Source organism: Rhodococcus parequi (genome assembly GCF_046042785.1).
Classification (GTDB): Bacteria; Actinomycetota; Actinomycetes; order Mycobacteriales; family Mycobacteriaceae; genus Prescottella; species Prescottella parequi.
This window is the reverse complement of record NZ_JBDLNV010000010.1, coordinates 65412-83696: the sequence shown is the minus strand read 5'-3', so window position 1 is coordinate 83696 and position 18285 is coordinate 65412. Positions and strand designations below refer to the sequence as shown.

Here is an 18285-nt window from a genome sequence, read left to right as displayed (position 1 = left end):
GCCCTCTTTGAGAACCCGAATCATTGCTGCGATCTGTGCGGTCGTGCTCGCCGTCGTCGGGACGCTCGCCCTGATCTCGTACGTGCGCGGAGCTGATGCTCGCGCGCTCGAAGGTACGCGTACCGTGGACGTGCTCGTTGCGACCGAGACGATTCCCAGGAACACTCCCGCGACGTCTCTCGTGGGACTGGTTGCGGTCAAGAAACTTCCGGAGATGGCGGTGCTACCCGAGCGGGTGACCAGTCTCGACCAACTGTCCGGCAAGGTCGCGCTCACCGATCTGCTGCCGGGCGAACAATTGGTGTCGGCACGTTTTGCCGACCCGGCGACTGCCCGAAGTCAGGACCAGGGCGGGATCCCCGAGGGGATGCAGGAGGTGACGGTCCTTCTCGAACCGCAACGCGCGTTGGGCGGGCACATCGCGCCAGGCGATACCGTGGGCGTCTTCATGTCCTTCTCGCCGCCCGTGAAGAACTACGAGACGAATCTGCGGTTGCACAAGGTTCGAGTAACGCGGGTCCAGGGAACGTTCTCCAAGGCAGAGGAGGGAGATTCGAACGCAGTTGATGCGGCACCGAGTCCTGCCCCGAAGGAGGCCTTCCTCGTATCCCTGGCGGTCGACGTTCCGATGGCGGAGCGCGTTGTGTTCGCGGCGGAGCACGGGACCATCTGGCTTTCCAATGAGCCGCTCAGTTCGAACGAGGCAGGGGCCTCCGTGGTCTCCCCGGAAGGAGTGTTCCGATGAGCCGCATCGTCTTGTTGACCGACCGCGACGATTTCGCTCGCCGTGTCTATCACGCCGCGGATGGCAACCTGCGGGTCCTGCCGGCGCAACCGGTTCCTCGCGGTCCGGCGCAGCTGGTCGCGCTCGGTGTGACCGTTCAGCCCGAAGTGCTCATCCTGGGCCCGGACGTGCCCGACGTTGAGGGCCTTTCGCTGGCCGGGCGGATCGATCATTCGACGCCTGGTACGACTGTCGTACTGGCCAGCGATGCCGGCACCGACGTCTGGCTGAGGGCGATGCGCGCGGGCGTGCGGGACGTGATGTCGCCGGAGGCGGAGATCTCGGACGTTCGGGCGGTACTCGATCGAGCGGGACAGGCCGCGCTGGCGCGACGTCAGGGTGCGAGCACGCCGTCGGAGCAGCACGCGGTTCAGGGAAAGGTCATCGTGGTTGCGTCGCCGAAGGGCGGGACGGGAAAGACAACTGTTGCGACCAACCTGGCTGTCGGGCTCGCGGCGGCAGCACCCCACTCGACGGTCTTGGTAGACCTCGATGTTCAGTTCGGTGACGTCGCGAGCGCACTCCAGTTGGTTCCGGAACACTGCTTGACCGACGCGGTCTCGGGCGCTGCCAGTCAGGACATGATCGTCCTCAAGACCGTTCTGACGCCCCACTCGACCGGACTGCACGCCCTGTGCGGATCGGATTCGCCTGCGGCAGGGGACAGCATCACCGGCGAGCAGGTGACCACACTACTGACACAGTTGGCGGCCGAATTCCGATACGTGATCGTCGACACCGCGCCCGGTCTGCTCGAACACACCTTGGCGGCGCTCGATCTCGCCACCGACATAGTGTTGGTGTCGGGGATGGACGTGCCCAGCGTGCGCGGAATGCACAAGGAACTTCAGCTGCTGACGGAGCTGAATTTGGCTCCGGTCGCGCGGCACGTTGTGCTCAACTTTGCGGATCGACGCGAGGGGCTCACCGTTCAGGACATCCAGAACACGATCGGGATACCTGCCGATATCGTGCTCAAGCGGTCGAAAGCAGTTGCCTTGTCGACGAACCGGGGCGTTCCGCTACTTCAGAACCCGGGTAGGGACCGCACCGCAAAGGAACTGTGGCGGCTGGTCGGCCGCATCGATCCGGCGCCGGAGCCGGCCAACGGCAAGCGCGCGCGTCATCGTGCTGCGGAGGCGGTGGGCGCGAAGTGAGACTGTCTCAACGGCTGGAGGCCGCACGCGGCACCGATCCGGGTGATGTCGCCGCACCCGTACCGGCCGGAAAGCCGGCGAGGGCCAGGAGTGCACCGCCGCCGGCCGATGCGCTGGCCGAACTGAAGGATCGCGCCTCCGCGGCCCTGTACGCCCGCATCGGCACGCGCTTCAACGATTCGTCGCTGAGTGAGGAGCAGCTCCATACCCTGGTGCGTGAGGAACTGGGCATGATCGTCGAGCAGGAGGCGACGCCGCTCACCTCCGACGAGCGGCAGCGACTGCTGCGTGAGGTCGGCGACGAGGTACTCGGCCACGGACCGCTCCAGCGCCTACTCGAAGACCCGTCTGTCACGGAGATCATGGTCAACAGTCACGACATGGTCTATGTAGAACGTGACGGGACACTCACCCGCAGCTCTGCCAGGTTCGCAGACGAGGCACACCTGCGTCGGGTGATCGAGCGGATCGTTTCCGCGGTCGGCCGCCGCATCGACGAATCCTCGCCGCTGGTCGACGCGCGGCTGGCGGACGGTTCGCGCGTCAACGCCGTGATCCCGCCCCTCGCGTTCAACGGCTCTTCGCTCACGATCCGCAAGTTCTCCAAGGACCCGTTCCAGGTGAACGATCTCATCGCCTTCGGAACCCTGTCGCCGGAGATGGCCGAGCTGCTGGATGCGTGTGTGCAGGCGCGGCTGAACGTGATCGTCTCGGGTGGCACCGGTACCGGCAAGACCACGCTGCTGAACGTGCTGTCGTCGTTTATCCCGGAGGGCGAACGGATCGTCACGATCGAGGACGCCGTCGAGCTCCAACTCCAGCAGGACCACGTGGTGCGTCTCGAGAGCCGTCCGCCCAACATCGAAGGAAAGGGTGCGGTGACGATTCGTGACCTGGTGCGCAACTCACTGCGTATGCGTCCGGATCGAATCGTGGTCGGTGAGTGTCGCGGTGGCGAGAGCCTGGACATGCTGCAGGCCATGAACACCGGCCATGACGGCTCACTGTCGACGGTGCATGCGAACTCGCCCCGGGACGCGATTGCGCGGCTGGAGACGCTCGTCCTGATGGCCGGCATGGACCTGCCGCTGCGGGCGATCCGGGAGCAGATTGCTTCGGCGGTCGACGTGATCGTCCAGCTCACTCGCCTCCGGGACGGTACGCGTCGAGTCACTCACGTGACCGAGGTGCAGGGTATGGAGGGGGAGATCGTGACCCTGCAGGATGCCTTCTTGTTCGACTACAGCGCCGGCGTCGACGCACGCGGGCGATTCCTCGGCAAGCCGCAGCCGACGGGTGTGCGGCCGCGGTTCACCGACAAGTTCCGAGATCTCGGTATTGCACTGTCGCCGAGTGTGTTCGGGGTGGGAGAGCCCCTCCGGGGGCGGGCATGAGACGGTTCGTGGTGGCCGTTGTGCTCGCCCTCGGAGTGGGTGTGTCGGGAGTTCCGGCCGGTGCCGATGTCGCCGACCCGGATGCCGTCCAGGTTGCAGCCGTCGATGCTACTCAGCTGCCTGACGTCGAGGTCTCCATCTTGGCGCCGCCCGGTCTCGCTGGGCAGCCCGTCGAACCGGGTACCTTCGCGCTCACCGAGGGTGGCGTGCCGCGGGAGATCGAGGTCCGACAGCAGCCCGGATCCGAGCAGGACATCGTCCTCGCGATCGATGTCTCCGGTGGGATGTCCGGACCGGCGCTCGACGACGTCAAGCGGGCCGCATCGGAGTTCGTGCGGCAGGCGCCGACCGGGGCGCACATCGGTGTCGTCGCTATTTCTTCGACACCGCAGGTGGTTTCGGAGATGACATCGGACACAGACGACCTGCTTCGCAAGATCGACGGACTGAAAGCGGGGGGCAACAGCGCGATCGCCGATTCGGTGGTCGTGGCTGCCGAGATGCTCGACAAGGGGGAGGCACCGAACAATATTCTGCTGTTGTTGACGGATGGCGCCGACACGTCGAGTGTCCACCCGATGTCGGAGATACCGAGCGTCCTGAGCCGAGCACGCGCATCGCTGTACACCGTGCAGATGTCTACGCCGGAGACCAATGCGGCGATGTTGCAGCAGATCACCCGCGAATCGCGAGGCCAGCACGCCACCGCGGAGGACACCGCGGCACTCGGTGCGATCTACCAGTCGGCGGCCCGCGCGCTGGGGAATCTCTATGTCGTCCGGTATGACTCGGAATCGGGCGGTGAAACCCAGGTGGTGGTGAGTGTGCGCATCGGCACTGCGCACCGGGTGAGTGATCCGTTCCCGGTGACGCTGCCGGCGTCGGCGTCGGTACTACCCGCCCAGACGTCTACAGCTCACGGGTTCTTCGCGTCCTCGACCGGTATGGTGATCGGCCTGCTGGCCTGCTATCTGGCACTCGCGGGCGGCGCACTGGCCCTGGTGGGCAAGGCGCCCGCGAGGATCTCGGCGGAGCGTCGCGGGCGGCAGGAGAATCAAGACTCGGTTCTGTCCCGCTTCGCGGAGCGGTTGGTGCAGTGGATCGACCAGAACCTGCGGCGACGCGGGCGCATCGCAGCTCGGACCGAGGCACTCCACGAGGCGGGTCTGAAGTTTCGTCCAGGTGACTACATTGCGCTGGTCGGTGCCGCTGTGGTGACAGCGGCCGCATTAGGCCTACTCGTGTCGGGAGTCCTGTTGGCACTCTTGCTTGCGGGAGTCACGGTCGGATTGTCGAACGTCTATCTCCGGGTGATGGCCGGCCGCCGCCGAGCTGCCTTCGCCGATCAGCTCGACGATTCGTTGCAGCTGCTCGCCAGCAACCTGCGGGCCGGCCACAGCATGCTGCGCGCACTCGATGCAGTGTCGAGGGAAGCAGAGAGTCCCACGTCGGAGGAGTTCGCTCGAATCGTCAACGAGACGCGCGTGGGACGTGATCTCGGAGACTCTCTCGACGACGTCGCCCGGCGCATGCAGAGCGAGGACTTCAACTGGATCGCCCAGGCGATCGCGATCAACCGCGAGGTCGGGGGAGACCTTGCCGAAGTCCTCGACCAGGTAGGTCACACCATCCGCGAACGGAATCAGATACGCCGTCAAGTGAAAGCCCTTGCTGCAGAGGGAAAGATGTCGGCGTACGTGCTGATGGCACTGCCTTTCGGGCTCACGGCGTTCCTGATGGTCTCGAACCCTGAGTACCTGTCGAGGCTGACCGACAACGTCGTCGGTTACGTGATGATCGGCGTGGGTCTCGTCATGCTGACCGTCGGTGGACTGTGGATGAACAAGGTTGTCTCGGTCAAGTTCTAGTGCGGCTCTGTCTTTGGGAGGTGTTCGTGATTCCACCACTGGTGCTCGTGGCCGCTCTGTCGGTGGGCGCGGCGTTGGGCATGCTGGTGTGGTTGATGCTCGGCGCCCGGGACCCGGAGCGGGGACCGGCCTTGCAGAATCTGCAGTCGCAGCTGGCATTGCCGAGCCCCGGGGCGGGTAACGCACCGCCGATCTCGCCAGCACGCTTCGTCAAGGTGCTGTCCCCGCCAGGGACGATGACGAGGCTGGAACGCCTGCATGTTCTTGCCGGTCGCCCGGCGATGTGGGCTCCCGAGCGTGCCGCGATGATGAAGCTCGTCCTCGCGGCGGGTGTCGGCTTGCTGGCGCTCGTCGGCGTGAGTTCGTCACCGAGCGTCGGAAGGATCCTTTTTGCGGTCGCCGCAGTCACACTGGCGTACTTCGTTCCCGAACTACTCCTGCACAGCCGCGGTCAGGAACGTCAGGCGGCCATCGAACTCGCACTCGCGGACACTCTCGATCAGATGACCATCGCAGTGGAAGCGGGACTCGGATTCGAATCGGCCATGCAGCGTGCGGCCAAGAACGGCAAGGGTCCGTTGGCCGACGAATTCATCCGGACCTTGCAAGACATTCAGATGGGGCAGTCGAGACGCCTCGCGTACCTGGACCTCGCGGCCAGAACGAAAGCGCCGAACCTGCGAAGATTCCTTCGAGCCGTCATCCAAGCCGACGAGTACGGCGTCGCGATTGCCGACGTCCTACGCACCCAGGCTTCGGAAATGCGACTCAAGCGCCGTCAGAGCGCAGAGGAGAAGGCGATGAAGGTGCCGGTGAAGGTGCTCTTCCCGCTGATGACCTGCATTCTGCCCACCATCTTCATCGTCATCCTGGGCCCGGCGGTGATCAACATGATGGATGTGCTGGGCGGCATGTAGCGAAGACTGTCGCTATCGATGGACGACCGCCTTCACCACCTGCATCGTCTTCCGATTCAGGTAGCAGAACAGCACCGCATGCTCGCCGTCGACCGTGCAGGTCGAGGTAACGGTGTCGCCGGCCGCGATGACCTTGGTGACGTTGTCGACCACCTGTCCGCCGAGCAGCGCGAGCGCAGCAGTGTCGCCGCGCCGGGCGTCGGCGACCAGATGTCGGACCGACCGCTTGCCGCGTTCGCCGACGCTGCGGACCGCGAGCCCGAACACGAGCGAACCGCCGAGCCCCTGCAGTCGCAGCATGCGGGCGCTCATACCCGCTGCGACAGCGAGTTTCGCGCGATCGACGCCGGCTACCTGAGCGAACATCGGTGCGACTTCCCAATGCGCGGCGATCCGTCGGATGCGGGGCGCACCCTCGTCGAGCGTGGTCTCGTACACCAGGTGCATCGGCGCCTTCGCCACCACACCGCCGCCGAGTCGGGTCTCGATGGTGACGTCGCGGATCACGTCGAGTCCGTTGACGATGTCCTCGTTCTCGACGTGGAACCGGATGTCGTTCGGCGCGATGAACGTGTCCCAGAACCGGGCGAGAGGATCGCCGCCGCGGACGTGGCTGCGCCGGTCGTAGAGTCCGCCCAGGACGGGTCGACCGCCGACCGGATCCTCGACGACGTGACGGTCCGCGAACAGCTCCAGCCAGGCAGTCTTGTCGTGCGCCGCGACGGCGGCGGGGGACTGGCGCGCCAGATCGAGCAGCTCCTGCGCGGTGGTGGTGCGGGTGATCGTGGTCGTCTCGATCGGTGTCGCTGACATGGCCGCGAGTATGGCACAGCGGGTGGAACGTGTTCCAGAAGTTCGCGGCGAATGTCTCGGCTACGGCAGCAACCCCAGCCGCCGCGCCGAGACGACGGCCTCGCGGCGCGAATGGGCATCGAGTTTGCTCATGGCGCTGCGCAGGTAGCTCTTGACAGTTTCCGGCTTGACCGACAGACGTTCGGCGATAACCACATTCGAGCAGCCGAGTGCCGCGTGGCTCAGCACATCCACCTCGCGTGGCGACAGCGCCACCGACGGGGCGGGGCGATCTGTGCCGTCGGCCCCGACGCCGGCGAGACGATCGGACAGAGCTCGCAACTGTTCCTGGAGGGCCGGATCGTCGACGGTCTGCGCGAGGCTCCGAAGTTCTGCGTGCACATCGCGGATCTGCTCGGCGTCGGCCCCGCCCGGCGCCGGGGCCTCGGCCGCGGCGGCGTCGAGCAGCTCGACCCGGCGGTCCACCTCGTCGCGGATCGCGATCTCGTTCGCCAGGCGGCGGCCGGCCTGCATCATGACGTCCGCGATCCGATCGCCCAACCGGACACGTTCGCGGATCGCGGCGTACATCACGGCGCGGGAGTTCCCGCGGACGACGACCGGGACCGCGAGCACCGAGCACAGGCCCTCCGCCAGGACCGGACCGTCGTAGTGGTGGGTGATGGTGCGGGCGCGGCCGTAGTCGTGCACGGCCGCGGGATTGCGGCGCGCGACGACGTGCCCGCCGAGGCCCGAACTCTCCGACACTGCCAACCCACGCAGGCCGTCGGTGTAGGTGCCGACGAACTCGTCGAGATGCAGGGTGCCGTCGTGGACCTCGCCGCCGAACACGACCGGAACGATGCTGGTCGCGGCCACTTTCCGCAGCTCGGTGCGCAGTGCGTCGCGGTCACGCGGACGCAGCAGGGACGAGGTGTGGGTGGGCACCCTCATCACCCCTTTCCGGGGGTAGCCGGTCAATCCTGTGACACGCATCATAGGAGCAACGAAGGCCCGATGGTGAGCTGGGCCCCGACGACGAGGAGTGATCATGACCGTCGACACCACCGCCCGTGTGCGCGAACTCTTGGCGCTGTACGACACACCGCAGGCGTGCGCTGCGGAACTGTTGTGCGACCGGCACCCGGCGGACGCGGTGGCGTTCACCGTCGTCGAATCCGATCTGTCGTCGACGGACCTGACGTACGGCTGGCTGCGGGAGCAGTCCACCCGCTTCGCGGCTGCTCTCGCCGACCTCGGCGTCGAACCCGGCGACTGTGTCGCGACGCTGATGGGCAAGTCCGCCGACCTCGTCGTCGCGCTGCTGGGCATCTGGCGCCGTGGCGCCGTGCACGTCCCGCTCTTCACCGCGTTCGCGACGCCCGCGATCGCGTTCCGGCTCGAGGCCAGCGGCGCCAAGGTCGTGATCTCCGACGAGAACCAGCTCGACAAGCTCGCCCCGGGCGAGGACATGCCGGCGAATCCGTCGTGGCAGGTCGTGGTCGCGGGTGAGGGCGACGGCGTCCTGCGGTTCGCCGACCTGCTCGCACAGCATTCCGCCGACGACCCGCGGGGTGCGGCGGTGGCGCTGGGCGGCGACGCCCCGATCGTGCGTCTGTTCACCAGCGGCACCACCGGCACCCCCAAGGGCGTTCCGGTGCCGATCCGCGCGCTCGCCGCGTTCCGGTCGTACATCGAGTGGGGTCTCGACGTCCGCGAGGACGACGTGTTCTGGAACGCCGCCGACCCGGGCTGGGCGTACGGGCTGTACTACGCACTGCTCGGCCCGATGGCGTCCGGCATCCGCAGCATCCTGCTGCACGCGGGATTCTCGGCGCCGCTGACCTGGCAGGTGATGGAGCGTTTCGGTGTCACCAACTTCGCTGCCGCCCCCACCGTGTACCGCAGCCTGCGGGCGGACGAGACCCCCGTCCCGGCGTCGGTGACGCTGCGCCGGGCGTCGTCGGCCGGCGAGCCGCTCACGCCCGACGTCATCGCGTGGTCCGAGACCGAGCTGGGCGTGACGGTCCGCGACCAGTACGGGCAGACCGAGCACGGCATGTTCATCATCAACGCGTGGGCCGACGGGCTGCGCGAGGATGTGGTCCCCGGCTCGATGGGCCGTCCGCTGCCCGGCTGGAGCTGCGCGGTCCTCGCCGACGACGCCGACGAGATCGCCCCGCCGAACACCCCCGGCCGGGTCGCCATCGACACGCGGAACAGCCCGCTCATGTGGTTCACCGGCTACAGCGACGCCCCCGAGAAGACTGCCGCCCGCTTCACCGACGACGGTCGCTGGTACATCACCGGCGACGCCGGCCAGACGGACGAGCAGGGCCGGTTCTTCTTCTCGTCCCGCGACGACGACGTGATCATCATGGCCGGCTACCGCATCGGCCCGTTCGACGTCGAGAGCGTGCTGGTGATGCACGACGACGTCGTCGAGGCGGCCGTCGTCGGCATGCCCGACCAGTTGCGCGGCGAGGTGCTCGAGGCGTTCGTGGTGCTGCGGTCGGGTGTCGAGGGTGGCGACGAGTTGGAGAAGGACCTGCAGCAGTTGGTGAAGAAGAAGTTCGCCGCCCACGCCTACCCCCGCACGGTGCACTTCGTGCCGCACCTGCCGAAGACCCCCAGCGGTAAGGTCCAGCGGTACATCCTGCGTCAGGGTTCCTGACCCGGACGCCCCGCCCCTTCCCTCTCGCGTTTTGCGCACTTGTCGCGGATTCTCGGCCTAGAGAACCGCGACAAGTGCGCAAAACGCGGGGGTGGGGGTGCGGGAGGGGGCGGGCGCTCAGTCCAGGATCGAGCTCAGCGGGCTGCGCCCCGGCCGCGGATGCGCCCGAGCACGAGCAGTGCGACGAGGGTGACGAGCAGAAGCAGGGTGGTGTTCGCGGCCGCCTGGAACACCTGCCCGCGGTCGGTGAGCCCGAAGATGGCCACCGGCAACGTCTTCCATGTCGCGGGGTACACCATGATCGTGGCACCGAGCTCGCCCATCGACAGCGCGACGGAGAGTCCGGCGGCGGCGCCGAGGGCGGGCACCAGCAGCGGCAGCGTGATCCGCAGCAGCACCCGGACCGGGCCGGCGCCGAGTGATTCGGCGGCCTGGCGGTAGGCGGGGTCGAGACGATCGAGCGCCGCGGACACCGAGCTGAACGCGAAGGCCAGCACCAGGACCGCGTGCGCGAGGATCACGATCCACTTGGTGCCGCCGAGCAGCAGCGGCCGCTCGTTGAACGCGATGAGCAGTCCCAGGCCGATCGCCACCGACGGCAGCGCGACGGGCAGGTGGAAGACCGCGTCGGTGACCTTCCGCAGCCACGCCGGTGCCTCCCGCGCGGCCAGCGCCGCCCAGGTCCCGAGGATCAGCGCCAGGCCGCCGGCGATGATCGCGGTCTGCAGGCTGACGATCATGCTGGCCAGGTTGTCGTCGGACAGCGCCGCCGACAGGTTCTTCGTCCCGAGATCCGACGGCAGTGGCCCGTTCCAGGCTCCCGCGAGCGCGGCCGCGATCACCGTGGCGATCGGCGCGACGAACACGATCGCGACCACCGCGGCGAAGAACGTGAGCGTCAGATACCTAGCGCGTCGGGTCCACAGCAGCACGGCTGCCTCCCATCAGTCGGGCGAACAGGAATCGGTAGCCGCCGTACAGGGCGAGCGACAGCGCCACCTGGACGGTCGCGATCACGGCCGCACCGGGCAGGTCGAACGTGACGATGCCGTGCGTGTAGATCAGCACCGGCAGTGTCATGACGTCCTTGGCGCCGGTGAACAGCACGATGCCGAACTCGTTGAGGGTCAACAGCAGAACGAGTGAGCCGCCGGCCATCATCGCCGGCCACGCCTCGGGCAGCACCACCTGGCGCAGCACCAGCAGCGGCGACGCGCCCAGGCTCGCGGCGACGTCGAGCTGGTCGCGGGGGATCTGGGAGAACGCGGCCAGTAGTGGGCGCACCACGAACGGGGCGAAGAACGTGATCTCGGCGGCGATGACGCCGAGCGGGGTGTTGAGGAAGTTCAGCGGCCCCTGCTCGGCGCCGGTGATCCGCGTGATGAGTGCGTTGACCGCACCGGCGGTGCCGTACAGGAACGTGAACGCGAGCGTCACGAGGAACGAGGGGAGCGACAGGATCGTGTCGATCAGCCGTCCCACCACCTTCGATCCCGGGAACGGCACGAACGCGAGCACGAGGGCCAGGAAGGTACCGAGGACGAGACATCCGAGCGTGGAGGCGAGGGCGACCTGGACGGTGCGCCACAACGCGTTCCGGAACGACGCCGATCCCAGGACCTCGGTCCACGTCGACCAGCCGCGGCCGGTGTCGGTGACCGTCGACTCGGCCAGGACCCGCGCCATCGGGTACACCGCGAAGCCGACCACGAGCAGCAGTGGGGGTAGCACCCACAGTCCGGAGCGCCAGCGGGACGGCTGACGGCGCACCGGCAGATCGGCGGCGGGTGCCTCGAGAACCGCGGTCACGACGCTGCCCTCGGAACCGGCACCAGCACCGCGCCGCGTTCGGGGAACCGCATGCCGACCTCGGTGCCGACGGGCCGCTCGTCGTGGCCGGGAACGTCGACGTCGATCGGCTTCTCCGGCAGGCTCGGCAACGCGATGGTCACGCGGGTCGACGCCCCTCGCCACACACTGGTGACGATGCGCGCGGGCAACGCGCCCCGCTCCGCCGGGGAGGTGAGCGTGATCGCGTGTGGGCGCAGGCACAGCAGGGCGCCGGCGTCGGACTCCCACTCGGTGCGTCCGATCTCGGGCTGCGGGGCGTGCGCGGTGACGGGGGTGCCGCCCACCGACACCAGCGCCGACGTCCCGATCACGCGGGTCACCGTGCACGGCAGCAGGTTTGCGCCGCCGAGGAATGCGGCGGTGAAGCTGCTCGGTGGCCGCTTCCACAGGTTCTCGGTGGTGTCCACGTCCACCAGTCGGGCGTCGCGCATCACCGCGATCCGGTCGGCGAGCGCGAGGGCCTCCGACTGGTCGTGCGTGACGTACAGCATCGCGGTGTCGGGCAGCGCGGCGCGCAGTTCCTGCAGTTCGCTGAGCATGTTCTGGCGCAGCTGCGCGTCCAGGGCTGCGAGCGGCTCGTCGAGCAGCAGCACCTTGGGGCGGATCGCCAGCGCGCGGGCGATCGCCACGCGCTGCTGCTGGCCACCCGACAGCTCGCGCGGAAAGCGCTTGCCGTACGCGGACATTCCCACCATCGCGAGCGCGTCGGACACGCGTCCCGCGATCTCGGTGCGCGGAACCCGCTGTGCACGGAGACCGAAGGCGACGTTCTCGGCGACCCGCATGTGCGGGAAGAGCGCGTACGACTGCACGACCACGCCGATCCCGCGTCTGGCCGGCGGCAGCTCGGTCACGTCCCGGCCGCCGAGGCGGACCGTGCCCGACGCCGGCCGGGCGAAACCGGCCAGGGCCTTGAGGGCGGTGGACTTACCGGAGCCGCTGGGGCCGAGGAGGGCGACGGTCTCGCCGCGGGCGACGCGGAGATTGAAATCGATCAGGGCCCGGGTGGCCCCGCGTCCGTGTCCGTACGCGACGTTGACCCGGTCGAACGTGATGGCCGGAAGGGACGAGTCGGTCTCACCCGGCGCGACGCCGGGTGCCGTGCCGATCGTGGTGCGGAGGGACCGCCCGGGCTCGAATCGTGGCATGTCAGTTACCGGTTGCCTTCTGGTAGGCGGCGACGTCGGCGTCCAGCGACGCCAGGACGTCGTTCCAGTTCGGGGTCCACACCTCGACACCGTTCACCAGGCCGGTCGGCGTCGACGGATCGGTCGAGTCGCCCGCCGCCTGACGGACGTCGGTGCGGACCGAGACGCCGCGAGCGTCGGTGGCGACCGACTGTTGCGCCTTCTCCGACAGCAGGAACTCCATGAGCTTCTTGGCCTCGTCGGAGTGCGGGGCGCCCTTGGCCAGGCCCATCACGTACGGCAGTGCGATGGTGGTGCGCTTGCCGTCGGCTTCGGCCGGGAAGAAGATCTGGAACTTCGAACCGTCGTCTGCGATCGACGCGAGGTTCATCTGGACGTCGCCGTTGGCGACGAGGAGTTCGCCGTTGCTGACCTTGGGCTGCAGCTTGCCCGTCGACGACGACGGTCCGACGTTGTTGGCCTGCAACTTCGACAGGTAGTCGAGGGCGCCCTCCTTCCCCTTCAGGTGCTGGAGCAGCAGCAGGACGGCGGTGCCGTCGCCGGCCTGGCCGGGGGTGGAGTACTGCAGCTTGCCCTTGAACTGGTCGGTGAGCAGGTCGTCCCACGTCCTGGGGGCGGGGTTCGCGCCGGGGTTCGCGATGAACGACAGGTAGTTGTCGACGACGGGCACGTACTTGCCGGCCGGATCCTGGACGTCGGCGGGCACCGCGGAGGTGTCGATGCCGCTGGGCTGCAACAGGCCCTGGGCGTCGGCCTTCTGGATGAACGGTGGCAGCGTGACGACGACGTCGGCCTGCGGGTTCGACTGCTCCTTGTCGACGCGGGAGACGACCTCGCCCGAGCCCGCCTCGACGAGGTTGACGGCGATGCCGGTCTCCTCGGTGAAGGCGGCGAACTGGCTCTTGTACCAGCCGGCGAGGCCGTCGGCGCTGTAGACGGTGACGGTCTCGCCGCCGGTGCCGGCCGCCGCGCCGGTGCCGCCGCACGCGGTGAGGGTGAGGGCCGCGGTGCTCAGGGCGACGGCGGCGATGCCGGCGCGGAAACGCTTGGTGTTCCTGCTCATTCGGGAATTCCTGTCTGGGTGAGGGATTCGAACGGTGACGGAAGAACTCGAGAACAACTCAGTGGGAGAGGACGAGGTCGGTGAACTCGCGGACCGACGGCACGACATGGGTGGGCTCGGCGGCGCGCAACTGCTGCTCGTCGTGGGCGCCGGTCAGCGCCCCCGCGACGATGCTCGCGCCGGCGCGCCTGCCGCTGGTGATGTCGTTCGCGGTGTCGCCCAGGACGGCAACGTCTCGCACGTCGTCGACGCCGAGGCGCATGAGGGCGGTGAGGATCAGGTCCGGGAAGGGGCGGCCGCGTCCCGCTTCGGCGGGGGAGAGGGTCAGGTCGGCGAGGGACTGCCAGCCGAGCGCGGCCAGCAGCTTGTCCTGGGTGGTCCGGCTGAACCCGGTGGTCAGCGCCACCCGGACGCCGGCGTCGCGCAGCGCGGTGATCGACTCCGCCGCTCCGGGAATCGCGGTGGCGCCGCCCTCGTCGACCAGCCGGTCGTACTCGGACTCGAACGCGCGGTTGGCGGCCTGAGCGCGGTCCTCGTCGCCGAACAGCGCCCGGAACACGACGATCTTGGACTGGCCCATGGTGTCGAGTACGTACTGGCGGGCGGCGTCGGCCTCGGGGCCCGTCGCGGTGAGCCCGGCGGCGGCACCGGCGGCGTCGAACGCGCGGAGCACGAGGCCGTTGTCGGCGACGGTGGTGCCGGCCATGTCGAGGACGGCGAGCTTGATGGTGGTCACGGTCTCTCCTGAGATGTCGGGGTTACAGGGCCAGCTGATCGGCGGTCTGTTCGGCGAGGGCAGGTCCGAGCGTCATCCCGCGGCCGCCGGGACCGGCAACCACCCACACGCCGTCGGCTGGCTGGGCGCGGTGGACGAGTCGGGTGGGGTCGAGGCACTGGCTGTAGACGCCGGCCCAGCGCTTGACGACCGGCGGCAGATCGCGGCCGAGCAGTTCCTCGACGACGCTGGTCAGATGGCGGTACGGGGCCTCGTCGACGTCGAAGTCGAACGGCTCGTCGTACTCGTGGGTGTCCCCGATGGTGAGCCCGCCGTGCAGGCGCTGCACGCACAGCAACTGCATGCGGTGCTCGGCCGCGGTCGGCTCCTGTGGTTGGGCGGCGCGCAGGGCGTCCAGTGCCGATCCTGCGAAGGCCGGGTAGTAGCGCATGCTGTCGCCGTCGGCGATCGCCGTGGTGAGCGCCTCGCCGAGCGGCGCGGTCTGCATCATCTGCAGACGGACCCGGCGCAGCGGCAGGTCGCCGGCCAGGTCGCGGGCGAGACCACCCAGGGAGGCGCCCGGGCACACGATGACCAGGTCCGCCTCGAACGTGCGGTCGTGGTCGTCGCGAATCCGCACACCCGCTGCGCTGGTGGTGATCTCGCGGGCCTCGGTGCCGGCGTGGAAGGTGTAGCGGCCGGACGCCGCGAGGTGGCGACGGATCGCGGGTAGCGCGGTGCGGGACTCGACGGCCCCGTCGCGGGTGCAGTGCAGGCCGGCAAGGAACTTGCCGCGCAGGGCGGGGTTGACGGCGCGAACGTCGTCGGGCTCGAGCAGGCTGAAGCCTCGGACCTCGGCATCGTCGCGAGCCGCCATGTCCTCGGCGACCGCGACCTCCTCCGGGGTGCGCAGCAGCGTCATCGATCCGGCGGCGCGGAAGCCGATCTCCGGCACCCGCCGGGCGAGGTCGGCCCACAGTTCGCGGGAGCGCAGCGACGCGTCGAGTTCGTGCTCGGCCCGCCCGGAGACCCACACCAATCCGAAGTTGCGTACGGTGGCACCGCGGGCCTCCAGTTCGCGTTCGAGATGGACGACGTCGTGTCCGCGGCGGATGGCCTCGTCGGCGTGCGCCGTGCCGAGGATTCCTCCGCCCACAATTGCAATTCGCATGGGGCACAGCCTGACTATTGGTCTAGACCAACTGGGGGTCGTTCGGGAAACGCCAGATGAACAATTGGTATAGACCGGAATTTGTGTAGTCTGACAAGCGTGAACGACGATTCCGCGGTGCTCGAAGAGGCTGCTGCGCTGTTGAATTCGCTCCGGGGAGTGTTCGACGGCGAGGCGGTCGACGAACTCGACCACGCGCTCCAGTCGGCCGCGATCGCGATCGCGGACGGCGCCGACGACGAACTGGTTCTCGCGGCCGCATTGCACGACCTCGCGCGCAGTCCACTGCTGGGTGTCGCCGACGACGCGGCGCACGACCGCGTCGCGCAGACATGGCTGACCCCCCGTTTCGGGCAGCGGGTCGGCTGGCTGGCCGGCGCACACGTCGCTGCCAAACGCTATCTCGCGGCCACCGACCCGTCGTATGCCCGGACACTCTCCCCGGAATCGGTTGCGACGCTGCGGTGCCAGGGCGGCCCTGCTGTCGACGCCGCCCGCCTCACGCATCCGTGGTGGCCGGACGCCGTCCGGTTACGACGCTACGACGACCGCGCGAAAGTGCCCGGCGCGCAGTCATCCGCGATCGACGACGTCCTCGAGATCGCGCGCCGCGTGCGGGTGGCACGATGACCGCCGAGAGTCTTCCTAAGCACTACGTCGTGCGGACGCACGTGGAGGACCTGCTCGCGGACCTGTCCGAGGGCGACCCGGTGCCGGCCGAACGCGAACTCGCTGCCCGCTGCGGCGTGTCCCGGGAGACGGTCAGGCAGGCTCTGCACGAACTCCTCGTCGCCGGGCGCGTGGAGCGGCGGGGACGAGGTACCGTGGTCGCCCGCCCGAAGATGGTGCAGCCCCTCTCGCTCGGGTCGTATACCGAGGGTGCGCTCAGCCAGGGCCGGGAACCGGGACGAATCCTGGTGCGGTGGGAGGAGATCGACTCGCACGCGAAGCTGGCGGAGATCCTGGAGATCGCGGTCGGCGATCCGGTCATCCACCTCGAGCGTGTGCTGCTGGCCGACGGCGAACGGATCGGCCTCGAGAGCACCTACCTGCCGCTGCGCCGGTTCCCGGACCTCGTGACCACGTTCGATCCGGAGACGTCGCTGTACGCGGCAATCCGATCGAAGGGGATCGAGTTCACCACGGCGACCGAGCGGATCGAGACCGCGCTGCCCACTCCGCGCGAGGCCGGTCTGGTCGAGTCGAGCACGGCGATGCCGATGCTGAAGCTGCACCGCGTGTCCCGCGACGTGGACGGGGTGCCGATCGAGCGGGTGCGGTCGCTCTATCGCGGCGACCGAATGGCGTTCGTGACCGAGCTGCGCTGAGCCGCTCTATTGGCCGACGAGTTCGAGCGCGAGGCGCACGTAGAGGTTCACTTCCTCGACCGCGTACAGGACGACGATCTCCGCGCTGTCGCCGTGATCGCTTCCGGCGGTCAGTGTGATTCGCGGTGGTTCGGTGTCGTTGTGCAGGAACAGGCCACTCTTCCTGCCCTTGCTCATCCGATCGAACGCCCGAGCCCACTCGGGATGGATGTCGCCGTCGAGTTCGGCATCGACGTGGACGACGTCGCCCGAACGGGTCGTGACGACCTTGCTGACCTTGACCGGAGCCCACCGCTGTTCGGCGGCCCGCGACTGCTGGCCCATTGTCACCCTCACTTCTGATCAGGTTGATCGCTCACCATACCCACTTTCCGGCAAAGCGCATCTGTGCAGGTCGAAGAGCTGTACGGGTGACGGGCGAGGAACCCGCGAGGTGCTCGCCGGCCCTTCTCCCCTGACGGAGCCGCGCAGTGACGTGCCTCCGGCGCGCGATCCGGGCGGCGTCGCAACGCGGGACGCACGACGACTGTCCTGCGGGTGCGGTCTACCCTGAACACATGTCTGTTCGCACTGCGCTCGTTCCCGGAACCGTCTCGCCCGTCCTCGACGTGCCCAAGAGCATCGAGCGTCCCGAGTACGTGTGGAAGGCGACGGCCCGTGAGGGCAGCGAGCCGTGGGTGCAGACGCCCGAGACCATCGAGAAGATGCGGGTGGCGAGCAAGATCGCAGCGCGGGCGCTGCAGGAGGCCGGCAAGGCCGTCGCGCCGGGCGTCACCACCGACGAGCTGGACCGCATCGCGCACGAGTACATGTGCGATCACGGCGCCTACCCGTCGACGCTGGGCTACCGCGGCTTCCCGAAGTCGTGCTGCACGTCGCTCAACGAGGTCATCTGCCACGGCATCCCCGACTCGACCGTCATCCAGGACGGCGACATCGTCAACATCGACGTCACCGCCTACATCGACGGTGTGCACGGCGACACCAACGCGACGTTCCTCGCGGGCGACGTCTCGGAGGAGAACCGCCTGCTCGTCGAGCGCACCCATGAGGCGACGATGCGCGCCATCAAGGCCGTCAAGCCCGGCCGCGAACTCAACGTCATCGGCCGCGTCATCGAGTCGTACGCCAACCGCTTCGGTTACGGCGTCGTGCGCGACTTCACCGGCCACGGCATCGGCGAGACCTTCCACAACGGCCTGGTGATCCTGCACTACGACCAGCCGAACGTCGACACGATCATCGAGCCCGGCATGGTGTTCACGATCGAGCCGATGATCAACCTCGGCACCGTCGACTACGACATCTGGGAGGACGGCTGGACGGTCGTCACCAAGGACCGCAAGTGGACCGCCCAGTTCGAGCACACCATCGTCGTCACCGACGAGGGCAACGAGATCCTCACCCTGCCGTGACGGCCGCG

General features: G+C 68.4%; 18 protein-coding genes. 9 read left to right on the top strand and 9 right to left on the bottom strand.

The annotated features are described in order from the left end of the window. Nucleotides 1-7: 7 nt before the first annotated feature. From cpaB to ABEU20_RS23785, 5 genes are read left to right on the top strand one after another with little or no spacing between them, the layout of a single operon-like run. The gene (gene cpaB / locus ABEU20_RS23805; RefSeq protein WP_420166855.1) at nucleotides 8-745 is read left to right on the top strand and encodes a Flp pilus assembly protein CpaB; all 738 of its coding nucleotides are present in this window, start codon (nucleotides 8-10) and stop codon (nucleotides 743-745) included. After that, entirely contained in the window at nucleotides 742-1941 is a 1200-nt protein-coding gene (locus ABEU20_RS23800; RefSeq protein WP_420166854.1) for an AAA family ATPase, read from the top strand. The genes cpaB and ABEU20_RS23800 overlap by 4 nt, the downstream gene beginning before the upstream one ends. Further along, on the top strand, nucleotides 1938-3335 hold the full coding sequence (locus tag ABEU20_RS23795; RefSeq protein WP_420166853.1) for a CpaF family protein: 1398 nt from the start codon (nucleotides 1938-1940) through the stop codon (nucleotides 3333-3335). Before ABEU20_RS23800 ends, ABEU20_RS23795 begins: the two co-directional genes overlap by 4 nt. Beyond that, on the top strand, nucleotides 3332-5203 hold the full coding sequence (locus tag ABEU20_RS23790; RefSeq protein ID WP_420166852.1) for a type II secretion system F family protein: 1872 nt from the start codon (nucleotides 3332-3334) through the stop codon (nucleotides 5201-5203). Before ABEU20_RS23795 ends, ABEU20_RS23790 begins: the two co-directional genes overlap by 4 nt. 26 nt (nucleotides 5204-5229) lie before the next feature. Continuing rightward, a complete protein-coding gene (locus ABEU20_RS23785; RefSeq protein ID WP_420166851.1) occupies nucleotides 5230-6120 on the top strand; it encodes a type II secretion system F family protein in 891 nt (296 codons plus the stop codon). Nucleotides 6121-6132: 12 nt separating this feature from the next. Here the strand turns inward: ABEU20_RS23785 and ABEU20_RS23780 are convergent, their stop codons facing one another. After that, nucleotides 6133-6933 carry a nuclear transport factor 2 family protein gene (locus tag ABEU20_RS23780; RefSeq protein ID WP_420166850.1) on the bottom strand — a complete coding sequence of 267 codons (801 nt, stop codon included), beginning with the start codon at nucleotides 6931-6933 and terminating at the stop codon, nucleotides 6133-6135. Nucleotides 6934-6993: 60 nt separating this feature from the next. Next, complete coding sequence (locus tag ABEU20_RS23775; RefSeq protein WP_420166849.1) at nucleotides 6994-7866, bottom strand: helix-turn-helix transcriptional regulator; 873 nt, start codon at nucleotides 7864-7866, stop codon at nucleotides 6994-6996. A 97-nt stretch (nucleotides 7867-7963) separates the two neighbouring features. On the opposite strand from ABEU20_RS23775, the gene ABEU20_RS23770 reads away from it, so the two are divergent. Then, entirely contained in the window at nucleotides 7964-9586 is a 1623-nt protein-coding gene (locus ABEU20_RS23770; RefSeq protein ID WP_420166848.1) for an AMP-binding protein, read from the top strand. Between the two features lie 134 nt (nucleotides 9587-9720). Here ABEU20_RS23770 and ABEU20_RS23765 read toward each other — a convergent pair whose 3' ends face one another. From ABEU20_RS23765 to ABEU20_RS23740, 6 genes are read right to left on the bottom strand one after another with little or no spacing between them, the layout of a single operon-like run. Then, nucleotides 9721-10518 carry an ABC transporter permease gene (locus ABEU20_RS23765; protein ID WP_420166847.1) on the bottom strand — a complete coding sequence of 266 codons (798 nt, stop codon included), beginning with the start codon at nucleotides 10516-10518 and terminating at the stop codon, nucleotides 9721-9723. Further along, nucleotides 10493-11395, bottom strand: a complete 903-nt coding sequence (locus ABEU20_RS23760) for a 2-aminoethylphosphonate ABC transporter permease subunit (RefSeq protein WP_420166846.1) — start codon at nucleotides 11393-11395, stop codon at nucleotides 10493-10495. The genes ABEU20_RS23765 and ABEU20_RS23760 overlap by 26 nt, the downstream gene beginning before the upstream one ends. After that, complete coding sequence (locus ABEU20_RS23755) at nucleotides 11392-12585, bottom strand: ABC transporter ATP-binding protein (protein WP_420166845.1); 1194 nt, start codon at nucleotides 12583-12585, stop codon at nucleotides 11392-11394. The genes ABEU20_RS23760 and ABEU20_RS23755 overlap by 4 nt, the downstream gene beginning before the upstream one ends. 1 nt (nucleotide 12586) lies before the next feature. After that, entirely contained in the window at nucleotides 12587-13648 is a 1062-nt protein-coding gene (locus ABEU20_RS23750; protein WP_420166844.1) for a 2-aminoethylphosphonate ABC transporter substrate-binding protein, read from the bottom strand. A gap of 58 nt (nucleotides 13649-13706) precedes the next feature. Next, nucleotides 13707-14384 (bottom strand): phosphonatase-like hydrolase, encoded by a 678-nt coding sequence (locus ABEU20_RS23745; RefSeq protein ID WP_420166843.1) that lies wholly within the window; start codon nucleotides 14382-14384, stop codon nucleotides 13707-13709. Between the two features lie 22 nt (nucleotides 14385-14406). Beyond that, complete coding sequence (locus ABEU20_RS23740; RefSeq protein WP_420166842.1) at nucleotides 14407-15534, bottom strand: TIGR03364 family FAD-dependent oxidoreductase; 1128 nt, start codon at nucleotides 15532-15534, stop codon at nucleotides 14407-14409. A 99-nt stretch (nucleotides 15535-15633) separates the two neighbouring features. Between ABEU20_RS23740 and ABEU20_RS23735 the strand changes: the two genes are divergently transcribed. Together ABEU20_RS23735 and ABEU20_RS23730 are read left to right on the top strand one after the other, a co-directional pair. Continuing rightward, nucleotides 15634-16164 (top strand): HD family phosphohydrolase, encoded by a 531-nt coding sequence (locus tag ABEU20_RS23735; RefSeq protein WP_420166841.1) that lies wholly within the window; start codon nucleotides 15634-15636, stop codon nucleotides 16162-16164. After that, nucleotides 16161-16862, top strand: coding sequence for a GntR family transcriptional regulator (locus ABEU20_RS23730; protein ID WP_420166840.1), 702 nt, complete (start codon nucleotides 16161-16163; stop codon nucleotides 16860-16862). The genes ABEU20_RS23735 and ABEU20_RS23730 overlap by 4 nt, the downstream gene beginning before the upstream one ends. Nucleotides 16863-16868: 6 nt before the next feature. On the opposite strand, the gene ABEU20_RS23725 is transcribed toward ABEU20_RS23730, so the two are convergent. Beyond that, the gene (locus ABEU20_RS23725) at nucleotides 16869-17198 is read right to left on the bottom strand and encodes a hypothetical protein (protein WP_420166839.1); all 330 of its coding nucleotides are present in this window, start codon (nucleotides 17196-17198) and stop codon (nucleotides 16869-16871) included. A gap of 221 nt (nucleotides 17199-17419) precedes the next feature. Between ABEU20_RS23725 and map the strand changes: the two genes are divergently transcribed. After that, a complete protein-coding gene (map, locus tag ABEU20_RS23720; RefSeq protein ID WP_420166838.1) occupies nucleotides 17420-18277 on the top strand; it encodes a type I methionyl aminopeptidase in 858 nt (285 codons plus the stop codon). The last annotated feature ends 8 nt before the right edge of the window (nucleotides 18278-18285 follow it).